This is a genomic window from Kitasatospora sp. NPDC057512 (assembly GCF_042802135.1).
Lineage (GTDB): Bacteria > Actinomycetota > Actinomycetes > Streptomycetales > Streptomycetaceae > Kitasatospora.
The window spans coordinates 1-20,012 of the sequence record NZ_JBHVET010000059.1; the positions used below are offsets into that span (position 1 = coordinate 1).

Consider the following 20,012-nt stretch of genomic DNA (forward strand, 5'->3'; position numbering starts at 1 on the left):
CCAGCAGCGCACCGACCATCACGCTGACCATCGGCCCGAAGCTGGTGTCGAAGTGGCAGACCAGGCGCTCGTTGCGGGCGAACAGGCGCGGTACGCCGTTCACTGCCGCCGGACCAACGCTAGATGTGTATAAGAGACAGCCAGGACGGCGTCGGCGGCGGCGCGCTCCTCGTCGACCCGGTCGAAGTCGGCGGCGTTGGAGAGCAGCAGCCGGTCGGGGGAGGCGTCGTCGAGGTGGCCGTCGAGCGAGACGGCGGCGCTCAGCAGGACGTAGGGACGCGGGCCGGGCATGGGCGGGGGGACCGTTCTGTCGGGGGCGCCTCCACGGTACGGCGGCCGGGCGCGGCCCCGGTCCGCGGTGACCGGAATGCGAGACTGTTCTTCTCGCGATACGGGACGAGGGGTAGCGTCGGGGGTGTCGCGGAGCACCGCGGCCGACCGCGCCCAGGGGGGACCTCATGACCGGACCGCAGCCCGCCGCCGTCTACACCCACGGCCACCAGGAGGCCGTGCTGCGCTCGCACCGCTCCCGTACCGCCGCCGACTCGGCCGGCTACCTGCTGCCCGAACTGCGGCCCGGGCAGGCCCTGTTGGACGTCGGCTGCGGGCCCGGCACGATCACCGCGGACCTGGCCGGGCTGGTCGGCCCGCAGGGGCGGGTGGTCGCGGTGGACGCCTCCGCCGAGGTGCTGGAGCAGGCCGCCGGACACGTCGCCGGGCGGGGGCTGTCCAATGTCGCCTTCGAGTGCGCCGACGTGCACCGGCTGCCGTACCGGGACGGCGAGTTCGACGTGGTGCACGCCCATCAGGTGCTCCAGCACGTGGCCGACCCGGTGGCCGCGCTGCGCGAGCTGCGGAGGGTGACGGTGCCGGGCGGCGTGGTCGCGGTCCGCGATGTCGACTACGCCTCGATGACCTGGTTCCCGGAGGCGCCCGCGCTGGACCGGTGGCTGGAGCTGTACCGGCGGACCGCCCGCGCCAACGGCGGCGAGCCGGACGCCGGCCGGCGGCTGCTGTCCTGGGCCCGCGCGGCCGGCTTCACCGAGGTCACCGCGACCTCCTCCACCTGGACGTTCGCGACGCCCGAGCAGCGCGCCTGGTGGGGCGGGATGTGGGCGGACCGGGTGACGGGCACCGCGCTGGGCCGGACGGCGGTCGGGCTGGGCCTCGCGGAGCAGGACGAGCTGGAGTGGATCGCGGACGGCTGGCGGGAGTGGAGTGCCGCCGGGGACGGCTGGTTCTCGATGCTGCACGGGGAGGTGCTGGCCCGCGGCTGAGCGGGCGGGGGGCGGACCGGAAAGGGCGGGCAGGTGTTCGGAAAGATCGGGTAAAGTCGCGCGACCGTTCAGATCGGGCCCGTTCGGGTCCGTTCGGGTCCGAGCCGTGGCGCGGAGCCATGGTGCCGAGCGCCGAGCCGATGCCCGCCCCGGTGGGTTGGGGGAGTCCACGTGTCCAAGCCTGAGTCCGAGCCGCCCGTCCCGGGGCCGGAGCCGGAGCCGTCCGCGGCCACGGGAGCCGACGCGGGGACGGACGCGGAGGCGGGCACGGGTGGTACGGACGCGGCGGAGGCGCCGACGGCCGGGCAGGACCCCCGGGTGGACTTCCGCAAGGACACCGCCGAGCCCGCGAGCCCGGCCGATCCGGCGAGCCCGGTCGAACCCGCGAGCGCCGCCGAGCCGGTGGCCCCCGCCGCCCCCGCCGACCCCTGGGCGGCCCCCGACCTCTCCGCCGGCCCGCCCGCCGCCCCGGCCCCGGCCCCGGCCCCGCAGGCCGTCCCGCCGTCGGCCGCCCCGCCCCAGCCGCCGCACCCGCTGCCCGCCGGCGGCTGGGCCTCCGTCACCCCCGCCGCCCAGTCCGGCTTCCAGCCCGGCCACCCGTACGCCCCGGCCCCCGGCCAGGGCCCGGCCGGCGCGCCCGGCCCCGGGTTCGCCGGCCCCGGGTTCGTCCCCGGCCCCGCTCCCACCAACGGCTTCGCCGTCGGCTCCCTGGTCACCGGCCTGCTCCTGGTGGCCCCGGTGGCCCTGGTGTTCGGCGTCCTCGCGCTGGTCCAGATCAACCGCCGCAAGGAGCGCGGCTCCGGCATGGCGGTGACCGGCCTGGTGCTCGGCACGATCGGCACGGTGCTGATGGCCCTGCTGCTCGGCGCGGCCGACTTCAGCTCGGCGCGGGCCGGCCGCCCCGGCCTGCCCCCGAAGGCGCCGGCCGGCTCGGTGCACTGGTCCGACCTCAAGGCCGGCGACTGCTACGACTCCCCCCAGGGCGGGTCGACGGCGGACGCGGGCGGCGACGAGACGGTGTACTGGGTGTACCGGGTGGCCTGTACCGAGCCGCACCACGGCGAGGTGGCGGGCACCGCCGACCTCCTGCTCGGCGCCGGCGCCTACCCGGGCGAGCGCGCGGCCCGCGAGTCGGCCGGCCGGCTGTGCCGCCAGGTGCTGAGCGGCTACGCGCTCGACCAGTGGACCGTCCCCGACGGCATGGAGGACGTCTACCTCTACCCGACCGAGAAGAACTGGGCGTCCGGCTCGCGGTACGTGACCTGCGCCTACGAGGACCGCGAGGACCGGCACCGGGGCACCGTCCGCACCGACCGCGGCCACCTGACCGCGCCCCAGCTGGCCTACCTGGAGGCCGCCCGGGCCTTCAACGACGACTACCTGGACCAGCCGGAGCGGGAGGTTGCCGAGGCCGAGGCCGACTACCGGGCCTGGGCGCGCCGGGTGGCCTCCGCCTCCCGCACCCAGGCGGCGGTGCTGGGCAGGACGGGGGTGGCCTGGCCGGCCGACGTCCAGCCGAGGATCGCCAAGCTGGCCGAGGCCAAGTCGCAGGCGGCCGCCGCCTGGGACGCCGCGGCCTCCGGCACCGACCTGGCGGGCGACCTCCGCAAGGCCAGGGCGCTGGAGGCCAGGACGACGCCGACGATCGTGGAGATCCGCCGCGGGCTGGACCTGTCGACCGGGGAGCAGGCGCCCGACCTGCGGGTCTGAGCCATCCGGAGGCGTGGTTACCGGCCGTTGACCGGGCCCGTACCTGCCGGTAACCCACCGGCCGTACGGTCGTGGGCACGTCCCCGGCCCGACCCCCACGCGAGCCGGGGACCGGTCCTCCCGCGGGAGCCCCCGGTACCCTCCCGCCATGGGTACCCACCGGGTGATGCGGCAGGACGACAACGGCAACCGCTTCGTGGTCGCCAGGGACCTCGACCGGGCGGAGGCCCGGCGGCTGGCCGCCGAGTTCGAGGCCCGCGGCCACAAGCAGCTGTACTGGGTCGAGGAGGACGGGGAGGCGGCCCGGCCCGAACCGGCGGACGGGACGGTCCGCAACGCCTGAGCCCTCCGCAGCCCTGAGCCCTCCGCAGCCCCGAGCCCTCCGCAGCCCCGAGCCCTTCGCGAACGCCCGGGCCCGACGGCAGACCGTAGGGTCGGGCCCATGGACGCGACCCACGACCCCACCCCCGACGCCCCCGCCGCTCCGCCCCGGATCGTGGTCGGCGGCGCGCTGGTCCACCGCGGCCGGGTGCTCGCCGCCCGGCGCAGCGCGCCCGAGGCGGTGGCCGGCCGGTGGGAGTTCCCCGGAGGCAAGGCCGAGCCGGGGGAGACCGAGGCGCAGGCGCTGGAGCGGGAGCTGCTGGAGGAGCTCGGCGTCCGGGCGCGCGCGCTGGTCCGGCTGCCGGGCGCGTGGGCCGTGCGCCCCGGCCTGGAGCTGCGCTTCTGGGCCGCCGAATTGCTGTCCGGCGAGCCGCGCGCACTGCAGGACCACGACGCGTTGCGCTGGCTGGGCCCGGACGAGCTGGACGCCGTGGACTGGATCGACCACGACCGTGACGTGCTGCCGCACGTCGCCCGGCTGCTCACGGGCACCCCGGCGGGCACCGCCGACAGCGCGCCGGCGGTGGGCGACGCGCAGTCCGCCGGGTAGGTCAATCGGACAAGACGACCCGGGGGCCGGGATAGCCTGGATGCTGCTGGGTATGTCACTTTTCGGCACTATTCGTCACCATCGGTGAGCCGTCCCCAGCCGGCGACGCCGATCCCGACCAGAGCCGGAGGCCCCGTCGGTGTCGAGTACCGGGAACGGTGGCGGGGGAGAGCGGCGGGCAGGCTCCGCGGGGAGCGCCGCCGCCCGCGCCCGACTGCGCCGCGCCGCCCGTCCGGCCGCCCCCCAGTCGTCGGCCGCCCGCCACCGCGGCACCGTCGAGGCCCCCGGCACCGCGCGGCCCGACACCGTACGGCCCGACCAGCCGGCACCGACCCTGGCGGTGGCCGAGCCGGGCACCCGGGGCGGCCTGCGCGGACGCCCCACCCGGCCGTTCCCCGGCGGGCCGGCCGACGCCCCGGGCACCCCCGGCACACCGGCCGGCGGCAGTCTGCTGGACATGCTCAAGGTCGCCATCGCGATCCTGGACACCGCGGGCCGGGTGGTGCTCTGGAGCCCCGCCGCCGAGGAGCTGCTCGGCTGGCCGAACGAGCTGCTGGTCGGCCGCCGGATCGACGAGCTGATCCCCGACCGGGAGCAGGTCGCCCGGATCCGGGGCGCGATCCAGGACACCCTGCGGCACGGCCGCTGGGCCGGCTACGCCGAGCTGCGCGACCGGGACGGCGCCCCGGTCGCCGTGGACGCCCGGATCTCCCTCCTGGTGGACGGCGACGGCACCCCGTTCCTCCAGGTCAACATGGCCGAGGCGGCCGCCGTCCAGGCCGTCGAGCGGGACCTCGCGGTGCGCGACGCGCTGTTCGAGCAGTCCCCGCTGGGCATCGCCATCATGGACACCGGCCTGCGCTACACCGCCGTCAACCGGACCCTCGCCGAGATGAACGGCGTCGCCCCGGACGACCACGTCGGCCGCACCACCGGCGAGACCCTGCCGGAGCGGGCCGCCGACGAGATCACCGCCATCCAGCGCCAGGTGCTGGCCACCGGCGAGCCGGTCATCGACGTCACCCTGGCCTCCCCGGTCACCACCCGGGCCGGCTACCGCTCGATCTCCTACAGCCGGATGACGGACCGCTCCGGCCGGGTGCTCGGCATCTCCGGCACCGTGATGGACGTGACCGAGCGCTACCGGGCGGTCGCCAAGGTCGAGCACGCCCGGCGCCGGCTCTCGCTGCTCAACGAGTTCGGCTCCCGGGTCGGCGACCTGCTGGACGCCTCCCGGATCGCCCAGGAGCTGGCCGGCTCGGTCGTCCCCCGGCTGACCGACCACTCGGCGGTGGTCCTGCTCCAGGCCGTCGCGCACGGTGACGACCTGCCCCGGCACGGCCACGACCGGCGCACCTCGCTGCTCCAGCTCGGCACCGCCTCCGTCCAGGACGGCCCCGAGGTGGACGTGATGCTGCGCCGCGGCGCCCGGATCACCTTCGCCGAGGACTCGGTCTGCGGCCGGGTGCTGCGCACCGGCGTGCCCGAGCTGCTGTCCGGCGCCGACCAGCTGGACGACGTCACCTACCCCGGCGACCCGAAGATGCAGGCCGCCCGGGACCTGGGCGTGCACTCGATGCTGGTCGTGCCGCTGCGCGCCCGCGGCATCGTGATCGGCCTGCTGCTGGTCAGCCGGGCCGGCTACCGCGAGGGCTTCGACCGGGACGACCTGGCCTTCACCGTCGAACTGGCCGACCGGGCCGGCAGCTCGCTGGACAACGCCCGCCTCTACGCCCGCGAGCGCACCGCCGCGCTCACCCTCCAGCGCACCCTGCTCCCGCAGCAGGTCCCGCAGCCCACCGGCGTCGAGGTCGCCTACCGGTACGTGCCCGGCAGCAGCGGCACCGAGGTCGGCGGCGACTGGTTCGACGTCATCCCGCTGCCCGGCGACCGCACCGCGCTGGTGGTCGGCGACGTGATGGGCCACGGCCTGCGGGCCGCCGCCACGATGGGACGGCTGCGCACCGCCGTCCGGGTGCTGGCCGCCCTCGACCTGCCGCCGGACGTCCTGCTGCGGCACGTCCACGAGCTGGCCGACGACCTCGCCCAGGGCCCGGACGAGGCGCTGCTGGCCACCTGCGTCTACGCGGTCTTCGACCCGGCGACGGCCCGGCTCACCGTCGCCAAGGCCGGGCACATCCCGCCGGTGCTGGTGGTGCCGGGCGAGGCCGGCGCGGAGCCGACCCGCACCGGCGGCCCGCTGCCCGGCGGCGCCGGCCGCATCCTCGACCTGCCCTCCGGTGCCCCGCTCGGGGTGGGCGGAGTCCCGTTCGAGTCGGTCGAACTGAAGATCCCCGAGGGCAGCCTGCTGGCGCTGTGCACCGACGGCCTGGTCGAGTCCCGGGACAAGGACCTGGACGTCGGCCTCGGCCGGCTGGTCACCGTGCTCCAGGGGCCGCACGCCTCCATCCAGGCCGCCTGCGAGGCCGTGCTGGACACCATGGAGCAGGGCCGGGAGCCGGACGACGTCGCGCTGCTGCTGGCCCGGCTCGGCCACGGTCAGGCCGGCACCCCGACGGCGGGCTGGACCCTGCCGGCCGAGCCCACCGCCGTCTCCCGGGCCCGCCGGCTGGTCCGCGCCACGCTCGTCGAGTGGGGCGTCGAGGAGCTCACCGACACCGCCGAACTGCTCGTCAGCGAGCTGGTCACGAACGCCGTCCGGTACGCCAGCGCCCCCATCGGGGTGCGGCTGACGCTCGGTGAGACGCTGCTGGTCGAGATCTCCGACCCGCTGCCCGACCCGCCCCGGGAGCGGCACGCGGCCGAGGCCGACGAGGGCGGGCGCGGTCTGGAGCTGGTCCACCGGCTGGCACTGCGCTGGGGAGCCCGGGCCGAGGGCATCGGCAAGGTGGTCTGGTTCGAGCAGGCGCTGCCGGGTAGTGAGCCCGATGGATCGTGAGCGGAACGAACAGCAGGGGAGCGGGGTCGCATATGCCATCGGGCGCTCAGGGGGAGCGCGCGCTCCGGAAGGGGGCGCGAGCGTGGCATTGTGGTTGCGCGGGCGGTAGGACAAAAACCTTCGCCCGATCTGATGTTGTGATGTTGAGGGCGTGTGAACGTACCCCTCGATGATGAATACTCGGTCTTCTCGACATCCGGACGGTCGCGGGTTGGAGGGGTCGGTCCGTTGAACAGCACTCCGGCGCGGAGCGTGTCGCCGAGCAGCAGCGGTCATGCCGCTGTACCCGGGCAGGCCGGTTCCGCGCACCTGTCCGTACCGGACGGCGCGGTCGCCGGGCGCGGCCACCATCCCGCCGCCGAGGAGCACGCCTGGGGCGCCGGCGACCCCGGCTCGATCTACGACTACATCCGGGTCGCCACCTTCGCGATCGGCCCCGACGGGCGGATCAGCCAGTGGAGCGAGCGCGCCGCCGAGTTCTTCGGCATCCCGGCCGCCGAGGCCGTCGGCGCCGACCCGGTCACCACCTTCGTCCCCCGCGAGCTCTGGCAGCGCGGCCGGGCCCGGCTGGAGCGCACCCTGGCGGGCGAGGAGTGGGTCGGCACCACCCCGTACCGGGACGCCGACGGCGGCGAGGGCCTCGCCGAGCTCTACCTGATGCCCGACAGCGCCCTGCCCACCGCGGGCGCCACCTGCCTGGCCGTCGACCTCGGGCGGCTGCGCCGGATCGAGACCGACCTGGCCGCCTCCGAGGCCGTCTTCGGGCAGACGCCCACCGGCTTCGTGCTGTTCGACGACCGGCTGCGGCTGCAGCGGGTCAACGACGCCTTCGCCTCCGGGATGGGACTGGTCCCCACCGACCTGGAGGGCCTCACCCCGCACGACCTCTTCCCGCCGTCCGAGGCCGACCGGCTCACCGCCGCCCTGCGCAAGGTCGTGGCCACCGGCGAGCCCGTCTTCGACCTGCGCTTCCACGGCGCCGTGCCGACCCGCGAGGGCAACCGGCTCTGGGCGGTCTCGCTGTACCGCCTGAACGGCTCCGCCGGGCAGACCATGGGCGTGGCCGGACAGGTCTCCGACGTCACCAGCCGGCATGTCGCCGAGCGCGAGGCCGACGGGGTGCGCCGCAACCTGGCCCTGCTCAACGAGGCCAGCGCGCACATCGGCTCCACCCTCGACCTGGAGACCACCGCCAAGGAACTGCTGGACGTCGTCGTCCCGCCGTTCTGCGACCTCGCGACCGTCGACCTCTACACCGCGCTGCTCTCCGGCGAGACCGTGCCCAGCGCCGGCCGGCTCGGCGACACCGTGCTCACCGACGGCAGCGGCGAACTGCGCCGGGTCGCCGTCTCCAGCGTGATCGGCGGCGCCTCCTCGGTGCTCGGCTCGGTCACCGGCCTGCCGATCGCCGAGGCCGGCGGCACGCTCTGTTACCCGCGCCGCTCCCCGCACGCCCGGGCGCTGCGCACCGGCCGCAGCGTCGTCCCCGAGCCCGGGCGCGACCCGCTGCTGCGCTCCACCCTGATCGTCCCGCTGGTCGCCCGCGACCAGGTGCTCGGCCTCGTCCAGCTCTCCCGGGCGATCGGCAGCGAGCCGTTCGACGCCCGCGACGTCGCGATCGCCGAGGAACTGGTCGCCCGCGCCGCCGTCTGCATCGACAACGCCCGGCTCTACCGGCGCGAGCACGAGCGGGCGCTGATCCTCCAGCGCAGCCTGCTGCCCCCGGGCAACCCGGCCGCCAGCGGCCTGGAGATCGCCTGCCGCTACCTGCCCAGCAACAACAACACCGAGGTCGGCGGCGACTGGTTCGACGTCATCCCGCTGCCCGGCAACCGCACCGCGCTGGTCATCGGCGACGTGATGGGCCGCGGTCTGCGCGCCGCCGTCGCGATGGGCCAGCTGCGCACCGCCGTCCGCACCCTGGCGATGCTCGACCTCGACCCCGCCGAGGTGCTCGGCGCCCTGGACGAGATCGCCCGCGGCCTCGGCGACGACTCGGTGCCGGCCGGCCCGCCCACCCCGTACGGGCGGCTCACCTCGACGGCCGACGAGGAGGCCCGCGAGGTCTACCTGGCGACCTGCGTCTACGCGGTCTACGACGCCGTCACCCGCCGCTGCGTCTTCGCCAACGCCGGCCACCTGCCGCCCGTCCTGCTCAGCCCCGGCGAGAGCTCCCGGATGCTCGACGTGCCGCCCGGCCTGCCGCTCGGCGTCGGCGGCGAGCCCTTCGAGGAGGTCGAGCTGACCCTCCCGGACGGCGCCGTGCTCGCCCTCTACACCGACGGCCTGGTGGAGAGCCGCAAGCACCAGCTGGACGAGGGCCTGCGGGCCTTCCGCTCCGCGCTCTCCGACGGGGGCAAGGGGCTGGAGGACCTCTGCGACCACGTGCTCGGCGAGCTCAACCCGCACCACGGCGAGGACGACATCGCCCTGCTGATGGCCAAGGTGCACGCCTTCCCCGAGGACGCCGTCGGCAACTGGTTCCTGCCGCCCGAGCCCACCTCGGTGGCCAAGGCGCGCGAGCTGGCGTGCAGCTGGCTGCTCGCCCGGGGGCTGGACGAGCTGGTCGACACCACCGAACTGCTGGTCAGCGAGCTGGTCACCAACGCGCTCAAGCACGGGCGGGGCGAGATCCGGCTGCGGCTGCTGCGCGAGCGCGGCCTGGTCTGTGAGGTCTGGGACGACGGCTACGCGCAGCCCCGGCAGCGGCGCGCGCAGGAGACCGACGAGGGCGGGCGCGGCCTGCAGCTGGTCAGCCTGCTGGCCGAGCGCTGGGGCAGTCGGCGCACGCCCAAGGGCAAGATCGTCTGGTTCGAGCTGGGGCTGTAGCGCCCGGAGCGGTGGGCCGGACGGGTGCAGTCGCCCGGCCGGCCGCCGTGTCGGCGCGGGTCGGGGGCCCGGGGCGGCGTTCGATGGCCGCCATGCGCGTCCGCCAGCTCACCGCCGCAGCCGCCGCGCTGCTGCTCGCCGCCGGTCTCGGCGGCTGCTCCGACGATCCGGGCCCCGCCCGCACCCCCGCCGCCGTGCCCGCCCCGGCCGAGCCCACCGCCACCACCGGGGACGTCGGGCCGGTCGACCGCGCCGCCGTCCGGGACGGCGGCACGCTGCGCTGGGCCCTCGACGGCGTCCCGGCCACGCTGAACGTCTACCAGGGCGCGGCGACCGCCGACTCGGCGCTGCTCGCCCACGCGCTGTACCCCTCGCTGTTCCGGCCCGACGAGCACGGCCGGCTCGCCCCCGACCCGGACTACCTGGCGGGCGCCGAGTCCACCCCGCCCGGGCAGTCGCCGCAGGTGGTGACGTACCGGCTCAACCCGAACGCCGTCTGGAGCGACGGCACCCCGCTCTCGGCCGCCGACCTCGACGCCCAGCGGACCGCGCTGTCCGGCCTGGACCCCGCGTACCGGGGCGGGCGGGCGGCCGGGTACGACGCCATCGAAGCGGTCGCCCCGGGCGCCGATCCGCACGAGGTGCGGGTGACCTTCCGGCGGCCGTACGCGGAGTGGCGCTCGCTGTTCGGGCCGCTCTACCCGGCCGCCGAGACGGCCACCCCGGCCGCCTTCGACCAGGCACTGACCGGCGGCGACCGTCCGAGCGCCGGGCCGTACACCCTCTCCCGGTACGACGCCGAGGGCGGGACGGTCACCGTGGTGCGCAACCCGCTCTGGTGGGGCGAGCCGCCGAAGGCCGACCGGATCGACTTCCTCGCCGCACCGCCCGACCAGCGGCTGGACGCGCTGGACCAGGACCGGCTGGACGTCGCCCCGCTCACCGCGGCGGTGGACCGGGCGGTGCCGGCCCCGGCCGCCGATGCCTCCGCCGCCTCCGCTCCCGCCTCCGCCTCGCCCTCCGCCTCACCCTCCGTCGCGCCGCCGCCCGCGGCCGCGCCCGAGTCGGCGGCGCTGGCGCTGCGGCGGGCCGAGTCGCTGCCCGGCGTCACCGTGCACCGGGCCGCCGCGGCCTCGCTCACCCAGCTCACCCTCAACGCCGAGCACGCCCCGCTGACCGACCCGCTGGTGCGCCGGGCCGTCACCCGGGCCGTCGACCGGCAGCGGATCGCCGACGCCGCGCTCACCCCGCTCGGCCTGCCCGCCGCACCGCTGGGCAGCCACCTGCTCGCCGGCGACCAGGAGGGCTACCGGGACAACAGCGGCGCGGTCGACCAGGCGGATCCGGTCCTGCTGCTGGACGAGGCGGGCTGGATGCGGCCCGCCGGCGGGGGCGTCCGGACCAGGGGCGGCAAGCCGCTGGCCCTCTCGCTGCTGCTCCCGGCCGGCTCGGCGACCGCCAAGCGCACCGCCGACGCGCTCACCGCCGGCCTCGCGGACTCCGGGATCGCGGTGCGGCAGGTGCCCGTGCCCGCCGAGTCCTTCGTCGCGGAGCACCTGGCGGCCGGGGACTACGACCTCGCGCTCTTCTCCCGGCCGGTCGGCCCCAGCCCGGCGAGCGAACAGCGCCCCGCCTACGCCAAGCCCCGGCCGGACCCCGACGGCGTGCCGGACCCGGGCGGCAACTTCGGCCGTGGCGGCACCGAGGAGATCGACCGGCTGTTCGACCGGGCGGCCGCCGAACCGGACCCGGCGGCCCGGCTCGACCTGCTCCAGGAGGCGGACGTACGGATCTGGCAGCTCGGGCACTCGGTGCCGCTCTACCAGCGGCCGGAGCTGGTCGGGGTCCGGACCGGGGTGGTCGGCGCGGGCGCGTACGGCTTCGGGTGGCCGCGCTTCCAGGACGTGGGCTGGGGCCGGTAGGGCTTCCCGGGCGGGGCGGCGCACGGCGTCGGCGGACGCCTCCCGGACATCGGTCCGGGGGCGTCGGCCCGGGGCGTCGGCCGGGTCGTCGGAGCACGAACGGAAGGGGGCCGGAGCCCGGTCGCCGGGCGGGGGCCGTGTGATCCGGCTGTGATCTTGATCCCCTGCGACCTGCCCGTTTCTGCTCACCTGGGCGCTTCCCCGTACGATAGGAGGAAGCCGAGGCATGTCGATATGCCCGGCGGGTGGACCGGTAGTAGCAGGCGGAACGGGTGGCAGCGGCCGAAAGGGCCGCAAGTGCGCGTCTCGCGGCCGGGCGCCGTAACCCACGATTCCGGGAGAATCCGCTAGGCATGCCCACGCGCAACGACATCCGTAACGTCGCCATCGTCGCCCACGTCGACCACGGCAAGACCACGCTGGTCGACGCCATGCTCAAGCAGGCCGGCGCCTTCGCAGCCCACCAGCAGCTCGATGACCGGATGATGGACTCCAACGACCTGGAGCGCGAGAAGGGCATCACCATTCTCGCGAAGAACACCGCGGTCAAGTACCACCCCAAGGATGGTGGCGCGCCGATCACCATCAACATCATCGACACCCCGGGCCACGCCGACTTCGGTGGCGAGGTCGAGCGCGGTCTGTCGATGGTGGACGCGGTCGTCCTGCTGGTCGACGCCTCCGAAGGCCCGCTGCCGCAGACCCGGTTCGTGCTCCGCAAGGCGCTCACCGCCCGCCTGCCCGTCATCCTCTGCATCAACAAGACCGACCGTCCGGACTCCCGGATCGACGAGGTCATCAACGAGACCTACGACCTGTTCCTGGACCTGGACGCGGACGAGGACCAGATCGAGTTCCCGATCGTCTACGCCTGCGCCCGTGACGGCATCGCCTCGCTGACCAAGCCGGAGAACGGCACCGTCCCGGCCGACAGCACGAGCCTGGAGCCGTTCTTCTCCACCCTGCTGGAGCACGTCCCGGCCCCCAGCTACGACGAGGACGCCCCGCTCCAGGCCCACGTCACCAACCTGGACGCCGACAACTTCCTCGGCCGCATCGCGCTGCTCCGCGTCGAGCAGGGCGAGCTGCGCAAGGGCCAGACCGTGGCCTGGATCAAGCGCGACGGCTCGATCCAGAACGTCCGCATCTCCGAGCTGCTGATGACCGAGGCGCTCACCCGCAAGCCGGCCGAGGTGGCCGGCCCCGGTGACATCTGCGCCGTCGCCGGCATCGGCGAGATCATGATCGGCGAGACCCTGGCCGACCCGGAGAACCCGATCGCGCTGCCGCTGATCACGGTGGACGAGCCGGCCATCTCGATGACCATCGGCACCAACACCTCGCCGCTGGTCGGCCGGGGCGGCAGCGGCAAGGGCGCGGACGCCAAGGCCGGCGTCAAGGTGGACCGCAAGGTCACCGCCCGCCAGGTGAAGGACCGCCTGGACCGCGAGCTGATCGGTAACGTCTCGCTGCGCGTCCTGGACACCGAGCGTCCGGACGCCTGGGAGGTGCAGGGCCGCGGTGAGCTGGCGCTGGCCATCCTGATCGAGACCATGCGCCGCGAGGGCTTCGAGCTGACCGTCGGCAAGCCGCAGGTGGTCACCAAGGAGGTCAACGGCAAGACCCACGAGCCCGTCGAGCGCCTCACGGTGGACGTGCCCGAGGAGCACATGGGCGCCGTCACCCAGCTCATGGGCATCCGCAAGGGCCGGATGGACAACATGTCCAACCACGGCTCGGGCTGGGTCCGGATGGAGTTCGTCGTGCCGTCCCGCGGCCTGATCGGCTTCCGCACCGAGTTCCTCACCAACACCCGCGGCACCGGCATCGCGCACTCGATCCACGAGGGCCACGAGCCGTGGTTCGGCAACCTGACCACCCGCAACAACGGCTCGCTGGTCGCCGACCGGGCCGGTGTGGTCACCGCCTTCGCGATGACCAACCTGCAGGAGCGCGGCGTGCTCTTCTGCGAGCCGGGCACCGAGGTGTACGAGGGCATGATCGTCGGTGAGAACTCGCGCGCCGACGACATGGACGTGAACATCACCAAGGAGAAGAAGCTCACCAACATGCGGTCGGCGAACGCCGACGTGGCCGAGTCGATCGTCCCGCCGCGCAAGCTCTCGCTGGAGCAGTCGCTGGAGTTCTGCCGCGAGGACGAGTGCATCGAGGTGACCCCGGAGACGGTTCGCATCCGTAAGGTCGTCCTCGACCAGAAGGACCGCGGTCGCACCGCCTCGCGCGCCAAGAAGGCGTGATTCGGACGCACTGAACGGCCATTGGCCGGAATGATTCGCCCCCCTTTCCCATGGAGAGGGGGGCGAACTTTTTCAACTACTCCAAGTTGTCTGGGCCGCTATTCACGGAATAGCGCTCATCACACCCAGGTGTCCGCTGAGCGGACGTGACAGTTCGTCATCCGTGACGACTGTCCGTTTGGTGCCTGTCTGGCTATGTCTCAAATGTCCGGTTTTCGAAACTTACCGACTGTTCATGTGACCTAATTGAGATCGTCACTGGTCACTTTCGTGTCCGTGCGTGACGGATAGTGGGTGCAGTCAGGCTCGGGTCAAGGGTGAACGCGCAGGGGTGCGCGCCGAAACCACGAGCGCGGACGGCACAGCGGGTCCGGTGGGAACCGTTCCGCAGTGCCCTCCTCGTTGCAACGTCGAATTCAGGAGGCACACCGATGCGCGGTGCGAGCCAGGCCAAGTGGGTTGTCGCAGCTGTTGCTGTCGCCCTCGCTGCGACTGCGTGCAGCAGCAGCGACTCCTCCGGGGGCAGCTCCGACAGCGCTGCGGTCGACCCGGGCGCCAGCTTCAGCTACCAGAGCGCGGAGCCGCAGCGCCCGCTCCAGCCGGCCAACGCCATGGAGAACCAGGGCGGCCGTATCGTCAAGCAGCTCTTCAAGGGCCTCGTCGACTACGACCCCGCGACCGGTGCGCTGCGCAACCAGGTGGCCGACAAGATCGAGACCACCGACGCCAAGAACTACACCGTCACGCTGAAGTCCGGCTGGACCTTCCACGACGGCACCCCGGTCACCGCCAAGTCCTTCGTGAGCTCCTGGAACTGGTCGGCCAACCCGAAGAACAACCAGATCAACTCGGACTGGTTCTCCGACATCGTCGGCTACGACGCGGTTCACCCGGACAAGGACAAGGGTGACCCGACCGCCACCGAGATGTCCGGTCTGAAGGTCGTCGACGACACCCACTTCACGATCGAACTGACCACCCCGGTCTCGTACTTCACGTACAAGCTCGGCTACTCGGCCTTCTTCCCGCTGCCCGAGGGCTTCTTCGCCGACCCGGCCGGCTACGGCCAGAAGCCGGTCGGCAACGGCCCCTACAAGTTCGTCTCGTGGGAGCACAACAAGGCCATCACGCTGTCCGCCTACGACAAGTACACGGGCATCGACAAGCCGAAGAACGGCGGTGTCATCTTCCGGAACTACACCGCCGGTGAGGCCGCGTACAAGGACCTGATGTCCGACACCCTGGACGTCCTGGACCAGGTCGACTCGACCGACCTGCCGAAGTACAAGGACGACCTGGGCAAGCGCGCGGTCGACCAGCCGCAGGGCGCCATCCAGAACATCTCCTTCGCGCTGTACCAGGGCGACTGGAACGCCCCGGGCAAGGAGAAGGTCCGTCAGGGCCTCTCGATGGCGATCGACCGCGACACCATCACCAAGACCGTGCTGAACGGCAACCGCATCCCCGCCGACTCGTTCGTGGCGCCCGGCGTCATGGGCTACAAGGCCGGCACCTGCGGCGACGCCTGCAAGTACAACCCGGAGAAGGCCAAGCAGCTCATCACCGAGGGCGGCGGCGTTCCCGGCGGCAAGATCACCATCCTGTACAACTCCGACGGCAGCCACAAGGAGTGGGTGGACGCGGTCTGCAACTCGATCCGCCAGGCGGTCGGCGTCGAGTGCCTCGGTGACCCGAAGCCGGACTTCAAGACCTCGCGTGACCTGGTCACCAACAAGCAGGTCCAGAGCATGATGCGTACCGGCTGGGTGCAGGACTACCCGCTGAACGCCAACTTCCTGCGCGACGTCTACGGCACCGGTGCCGCGGCCAACGACGGCAGCTACTCCAGCCCGGAGTTCGACAAGCTGTCGAAGGAGGCGGACGCCGCCACCACGGTCGAGAAGACCGCGGAGTTCTACCAGCAGGCCGAGGCCGTTCTGGCCAAGGACATGCCGGCCATCCCGCTCTGGTACTACAAGACCAGCTCCGGCTACTCCAAGAACGTCCAGAACGTGAAGTTCAACTCCTTCGGCGACCCGGTCTACACCGACGTCGAGGTCAAGAAGAAGAAGTAATCGGTCGGCACCGCCTGACCCGGTGACAACGGCCGGTGCCCGTCCATCCCCACAAGGGCGAGGACTGGCACCGGCCGTTGGCACGCCGACTTATCTCTTGCCGGGTTGACGGGCCCGGCAGAGTCATACATGGAGGCACGATGGGGCGCTTTGTCGCGAGGCGACTGCTCCAGATGATCCCGGTGTTCCTCGGAACGACCGCACTCATCTTTTTCATGGTGCACTTGCTGCCCGGTGACCCGGTCGCAGCGTTGTGGGGCGACAAGGCGCCGGACCCGGTGCAGGTTGCCGCCCTGAGGCACCAGCAGGGCTTCGACAAGCCGCTGCTGCAGCAGTACCTCAGCTACATGGGGAAGCTGTTCACCGGTGACTTCGGCATCGGCCTGGACCAGCGTCCGGTCATCGACAAGATCACCGAGGCGCTGCCGGTCACGGTCCGGCTGGCGCTGTTCGCGTTCCTCATCGAGATCGTGCTCGGCATCGGGATCGGCCTGTACGCCGGTCTGCGCCGCGGCAAGCTCTTCGACAAGGGCGCCCTGGTCCTCACCCTGCTGCTGATCTCGATCCCGGTCCCGGTGCTGGGCTTCATCTTCCAGACGGTCTTCGGGCAGAACCTGAAGTGGGTCACCCCGACCGTCCAGGACAGCAACGACATCACCCAGCTGGTGCTGCCGGCCGTGGTGCTCGGCTCGCTCTCGCTGGCCTACGTCGCGCGCCTCACCCGTACCTCCATCGCCGAGAACATCAAGGCGGACTACGTCCGCACCGCGGTGGCCAAGGGCCTGCCGCGGCGCAAGGTGATCGGTACCCACCTGCTGCGCAACTCGCTGATCCCGGTGGTCACCTTCCTCGGCACCGACCTCGGTGCGCTGATGGGCGGGGCGATCGTCACCGAGGGCATCTTCAACGTCCAGGGTGTGGGCCACGCGCTCTTCCAAGCGATCAACATGAAGGAGGGCGCGACGGTCTCCGGCTTCGTCGCCTTCCTGGTGATCGTCTACCTGGCCGCCGGCCTGCTCGTCGACCTGCTTTACGCGGTCCTGGACCCGAGGATCCGTTATGCCTGACCTGACCGAGAAGAAGACCGCCGGGGACATCCCGGCGCAGCGCGCCGCCACCGCGGCCGCCAAGCCCGAGAAGCCCCGCAGCCTCGGCTCCGACGCGTGGCACGACCTGCGGCGCAAGCCGATCTTCGTGATCTCCGCCGTGCTGATCCTGCTGCTGATCGTCATCGCGATCGCCCCCGGTCTGTTCACCTCGGTGGACCCGCGGGCCGGCGACCTGCGCAACCACTACCTGACGAAGCCGAACTACGGCCACCTGTTCCAGGCGGACTGGTTCGGCTACGACCTCCAGGGCCGCAGCATCTACGCCCGCGTCGTCTACGGCGCCCGCGCCTCGATCATCGTCGGCATCTGCGTCACCCTGGGTGTGACCATCCTCGGCGGCCTGGCCGGCATGGTGGCCGGCTACTTCGGCGGCTGGGTCGACACGATCATCTCCCGCATCACCGACATCTTCTTCGGCATCCCGCTGCTGCTCGGCTCGCTGGTGGTCCTGAACGCCTTCACCTCGCGCACCGTGTGGAGCGTGGTCTTCGCGCTGGTCGCCCTGGGCTGGACCCAGATGACCCGTGTCATGCGCGGCTCGGTGATCACGGTCAAGCAGTCCGACTTCGTGACGGCCGCCAAGGCGCTCGGCGCCGGCACCGGCCGGATCATGTTCAAGCACATCCTGCCGAACGCGGTCGCCCCGGTGATCGTCGTCGCCACCATCGCGCTCGGCGGCTACATCGCCACCGAGGCGACGCTGAGCTTCCTCGGCATCGGCCTGCAGGACCCGACCATCTCCTGGGGCATCGACATCAACTCGGCCCAGAAGGTGATCCGTACGGCGCCGTTCGCCCTGTTCTTCCCGGCCGGAATGCTGAGCCTTACCGTGCTGGCGTTCATCATGCTCGGCGACGCGGTGCGCGACGCCCTCGACCCGAAGCTCCGCTGAGAGAAGAGGTGACGACCCCGATGACCACCGTGATCGAGAACGACCAGAAGAACGACCGTCTCGAAGTTGGCACTCCTCTTCTCGAGGTGAAGGACCTCCACGTGGAGTTCCACACCCGGGACGGTGTCGCCAAGGCCGTGAACGGCGTCAACTACTCCGTCGCGGCCGGCGAGACGCTCGCCGTGCTCGGCGAGTCCGGCTCCGGCAAGTCCGTGACGGCGCAGACCATCATGGGCATCCTGGACATGCCCCCGGGCAAGGTGACCCAGGGCCAGATCCTGTACCGCGGCCAGGACATGCTCACGATGAGCAACGAGGAGCGGCGCCGGATCCGCGGCCGGAAGATCGCGATGATCTTCCAGGACGCGCTGTCCGCGCTGAACCCGGTGCTCTCCGTCGGCTACCAGCTCGGCGAGATGTTCCGCGTGCACCAGGGCGCCTCCCGCAAGGAGGCGAAGGAGAAGGCCATCGAGCTGATGGACCGGGTGCGCATCCCCGCCGCCAGGCAGCGGGTGAACGACTACCCGCACCAGTTCTCCGGCGGCATGCGCCAGCGCATCATGATCGCGATGGCGCTGTCGCTCCAGCCCGACCTGATCATCGCGGACGAGCCCACCACCGCCCTGGACGTGACCGTCCAGGCCCAGGTGATGGACCTGCTGGCCGAGCTGCAGGCCGAGTACAACATGGGCCTGATCCTGATCACCCACGACCTCGGCGTGGTCGCCGACGTCGCGGACAAGATCGCCGTGATGTACGCGGGCCGGATCGTGGAGACCGCCCCGGTGCACGACCTGTACGCGAACCCCGCGCACCCGTACACCAAGGGCCTGCTCCGCTCCATCCCGCGCCTGGACCAGAAGGGCCAGGAGCTGTACGCGATCAAGGGCCTGCCCCCGAACCTGCTGAAGGTTCCGACCGGCTGCGCGTTCAACCCCCGCTGCGACGTCGCCACCGACCTGTGCCGCACCGAGATCCCGGCGCTGCACCACGTCACGGACAAGGACGGCAAGGAGCTCACCGGCCGCCGCAGCGCGTGCCACCTCTGGAAGGAGACCCTCCATGGCTGAGAACATCCTGGAGGTCAAGGACCTGGTCAAGCACTACCCGCTGACCCAGGGCATCCTCTTCAAGAAGCAGGTCGGCGCGGTCAAGGCGGTCGACGGCATCTCCTTCGAGCTGAAGAAGGGTGAGACGCTCGGGATCGTCGGCGAGTCCGGCTGTGGCAAGTCCACGCTGGCCAAGGTGCTGATGAACCTGGAGCGGGCCACCTCCGGCCAGGTGCTGTTCAAGGGCGAGGACATCTCCACGCTGCAGGGCGCCGCCCTGAAGGCCGTCCGCCGGAACATCCAGATGGTGTTCCAGGACCCCTACACCTCGCTCAACCCGCGCATGACGGTCGGCGACATCATCGGCGAGCCGTTCGAGATCCACCCCGAGGTGGCGCCCAAGGGCGACCGCCGCAAGGCCGTCCAGGACCTGCTGGACGTCGTGGGTCTGAACCCGGAGTACATCAACCGGTACCCGCACCAGTTCTCCGGCGGCCAGCGCCAGCGCATCGGCATCGCCCGCGGCCTCGCGCTCAAGCCCGAGATCATCATCTGCGACGAGCCGGTCTCCGCGCTGGACGTGTCCGTCCAGGCGCAGGTGATCAACCTGCTGGAGCAGCTGCAGGGCGAGTTCGGCCTCTCCTACATGTTCATCGCGCACGACCTCTCCATCGTCCGGCACATCTCCGACCGGGTCGGCGTGATGTACCTGGGCAAGATGGTCGAGATCGGCTCGGACGAGGAGATCTACGAGAACGCCACCCACCCGTACACCCAGGCGCTGCTCTCCGCGGTGCCGGTGCCGGACCCGGCGGCGCGCGAGTCCCGCGAGCGGATCATCCTCACCGGGGACATCCCCTCGCCGGCCAACCCGCCGTCCGGCTGCCGCTTCCGCACCCGCTGCTGGAAGGCGGAGGAGCGGTGCTCCGAGGAGGTCCCGCTGCTCGCGGTCCCCTCGCTGCTGGAGGGCGCGGCCGCCCACGAGTCGGCCTGCCACTTCCCCGAGGTCCGGGAGCAGGCCGCGGCCTGATCCCCCGGTGGTTCCCAGGAAGGGCCCGCGG

The 20,012-nt window shown here is 72.6% G+C and carries 13 protein-coding genes and 2 pseudogenes; 13 read left to right on the forward strand and 2 right to left on the reverse strand.

The genetic code is table 11. The features are described from left to right. Both ACFU6K_RS06875 and ACFU6K_RS06880 read right to left on the reverse strand, forming a co-directional pair. Positions 1 to 103 (reverse strand): annotated as a pseudogene (locus ACFU6K_RS06875) (phosphatidylserine decarboxylase); the annotation flags it as partial. 38 nt (positions 104 to 141) lie between these two features. Further along, positions 142 to 291: pseudogene (locus ACFU6K_RS06880) on the reverse strand (deaminase); the annotation flags it as partial. 167 nt (positions 292 to 458) lie between these two features. Between ACFU6K_RS06880 and ACFU6K_RS06885 the strand changes: the two are divergent. From ACFU6K_RS06885 to ACFU6K_RS06945, 13 genes are all read left to right on the forward strand, one after another. Further along, on the forward strand, positions 459 to 1,277 hold the full coding sequence (locus ACFU6K_RS06885; RefSeq protein WP_380661318.1) for a methyltransferase domain-containing protein: 819 nt from the start codon (positions 459 to 461) through the stop codon (positions 1,275 to 1,277). A 171-nt stretch (positions 1,278 to 1,448) separates the two neighbouring features. Continuing rightward, positions 1,449 to 2,987, forward strand: coding sequence for a DUF4190 domain-containing protein (locus ACFU6K_RS06890; RefSeq protein WP_380661319.1), 1,539 nt, complete (start codon positions 1,449 to 1,451; stop codon positions 2,985 to 2,987). 148 nt (positions 2,988 to 3,135) lie between these two features. Next, a complete protein-coding gene (locus ACFU6K_RS06895) occupies positions 3,136 to 3,330 on the forward strand; it encodes an SPOR domain-containing protein (RefSeq protein WP_380661320.1) in 195 nt (64 codons plus the stop codon). 99 nt (positions 3,331 to 3,429) lie between these two features. Next, on the forward strand, positions 3,430 to 3,918 hold the full coding sequence (locus tag ACFU6K_RS06900; RefSeq protein ID WP_380661322.1) for an NUDIX domain-containing protein: 489 nt from the start codon (positions 3,430 to 3,432) through the stop codon (positions 3,916 to 3,918). A 139-nt stretch (positions 3,919 to 4,057) separates the two neighbouring features. Continuing rightward, positions 4,058 to 6,817 carry a SpoIIE family protein phosphatase gene (locus tag ACFU6K_RS06905; RefSeq protein WP_380661323.1) on the forward strand — a complete coding sequence of 920 codons (2,760 nt, stop codon included), beginning with the start codon at positions 4,058 to 4,060 and terminating at the stop codon, positions 6,815 to 6,817. A 228-nt stretch (positions 6,818 to 7,045) separates the two neighbouring features. Continuing rightward, on the forward strand, positions 7,046 to 9,646 hold the full coding sequence (locus tag ACFU6K_RS06910) for a SpoIIE family protein phosphatase (protein WP_380661324.1): 2,601 nt from the start codon (positions 7,046 to 7,048) through the stop codon (positions 9,644 to 9,646). A 92-nt stretch (positions 9,647 to 9,738) separates the two neighbouring features. Beyond that, positions 9,739 to 11,568: an ABC transporter family substrate-binding protein gene (locus ACFU6K_RS06915; RefSeq protein WP_380661325.1), complete on the forward strand. Its 1,830-nt coding sequence runs from the start codon at positions 9,739 to 9,741 to the stop codon at positions 11,566 to 11,568. A gap of 353 nt (positions 11,569 to 11,921) precedes the next feature. Next, positions 11,922 to 13,826: a translational GTPase TypA gene (gene typA / locus ACFU6K_RS06920; protein ID WP_380661326.1), complete on the forward strand. Its 1,905-nt coding sequence runs from the start codon at positions 11,922 to 11,924 to the stop codon at positions 13,824 to 13,826. Between the two features lie 431 nt (positions 13,827 to 14,257). After that, complete coding sequence (locus ACFU6K_RS06925) at positions 14,258 to 15,901, forward strand: ABC transporter substrate-binding protein (protein WP_380661327.1); 1,644 nt, start codon at positions 14,258 to 14,260, stop codon at positions 15,899 to 15,901. 140 nt (positions 15,902 to 16,041) lie between these two features. Further along, positions 16,042 to 16,968 carry an ABC transporter permease gene (locus ACFU6K_RS06930; protein ID WP_380661328.1) on the forward strand — a complete coding sequence of 309 codons (927 nt, stop codon included), beginning with the start codon at positions 16,042 to 16,044 and terminating at the stop codon, positions 16,966 to 16,968. Then, positions 16,961 to 17,902, forward strand: a complete 942-nt coding sequence (locus ACFU6K_RS06935; protein ID WP_380661329.1) for an ABC transporter permease — start codon at positions 16,961 to 16,963, stop codon at positions 17,900 to 17,902. Before ACFU6K_RS06930 ends, ACFU6K_RS06935 begins: the two co-directional genes overlap by 8 nt. A 20-nt stretch (positions 17,903 to 17,922) precedes the next feature. After that, positions 17,923 to 18,972: an ABC transporter ATP-binding protein gene (locus tag ACFU6K_RS06940; protein WP_380661330.1), complete on the forward strand. Its 1,050-nt coding sequence runs from the start codon at positions 17,923 to 17,925 to the stop codon at positions 18,970 to 18,972. Next, the gene (locus ACFU6K_RS06945) at positions 18,965 to 19,981 is read left to right on the forward strand and encodes an ABC transporter ATP-binding protein (RefSeq protein WP_380661331.1); all 1,017 of its coding nucleotides are present in this window, start codon (positions 18,965 to 18,967) and stop codon (positions 19,979 to 19,981) included. Before ACFU6K_RS06940 ends, ACFU6K_RS06945 begins: the two co-directional genes overlap by 8 nt. The last annotated feature ends 31 nt before the right edge of the window (positions 19,982 to 20,012 follow it).

Bases quoted from the DNA above. Each gene is read 5' to 3' on its own strand.
- ACFU6K_RS06885 (WP_380661318.1), top strand. From the start codon at position 459: ATGACCGGACCGCAGCCCGCCGCCGTCTACACCCACGGCCACCAGGAG.
- ACFU6K_RS06895 (WP_380661320.1), top strand. From the start codon at position 3,136: ATGGGTACCCACCGGGTGATGCGGCAGGACGACAACGGCAACCGCTTC.
- ACFU6K_RS06900 (WP_380661322.1), top strand. From the start codon at position 3,430: ATGGACGCGACCCACGACCCCACCCCCGACGCCCCCGCCGCTCCGCCC.
- ACFU6K_RS06915 (WP_380661325.1), top strand. From the start codon at position 9,739: ATGCGCGTCCGCCAGCTCACCGCCGCAGCCGCCGCGCTGCTGCTCGCC.
- typA (WP_380661326.1), top strand. From the start codon at position 11,922: ATGCCCACGCGCAACGACATCCGTAACGTCGCCATCGTCGCCCACGTC.
- ACFU6K_RS06925 (WP_380661327.1), top strand. From the start codon at position 14,258: ATGCGCGGTGCGAGCCAGGCCAAGTGGGTTGTCGCAGCTGTTGCTGTC.
- ACFU6K_RS06930 (WP_380661328.1), top strand. From the start codon at position 16,042: ATGGGGCGCTTTGTCGCGAGGCGACTGCTCCAGATGATCCCGGTGTTC.
- ACFU6K_RS06935 (WP_380661329.1), top strand. From the start codon at position 16,961: ATGCCTGACCTGACCGAGAAGAAGACCGCCGGGGACATCCCGGCGCAG.
- ACFU6K_RS06940 (WP_380661330.1), top strand. From the start codon at position 17,923: ATGACCACCGTGATCGAGAACGACCAGAAGAACGACCGTCTCGAAGTT.
- ACFU6K_RS06945 (WP_380661331.1), top strand. From the start codon at position 18,965: ATGGCTGAGAACATCCTGGAGGTCAAGGACCTGGTCAAGCACTACCCG.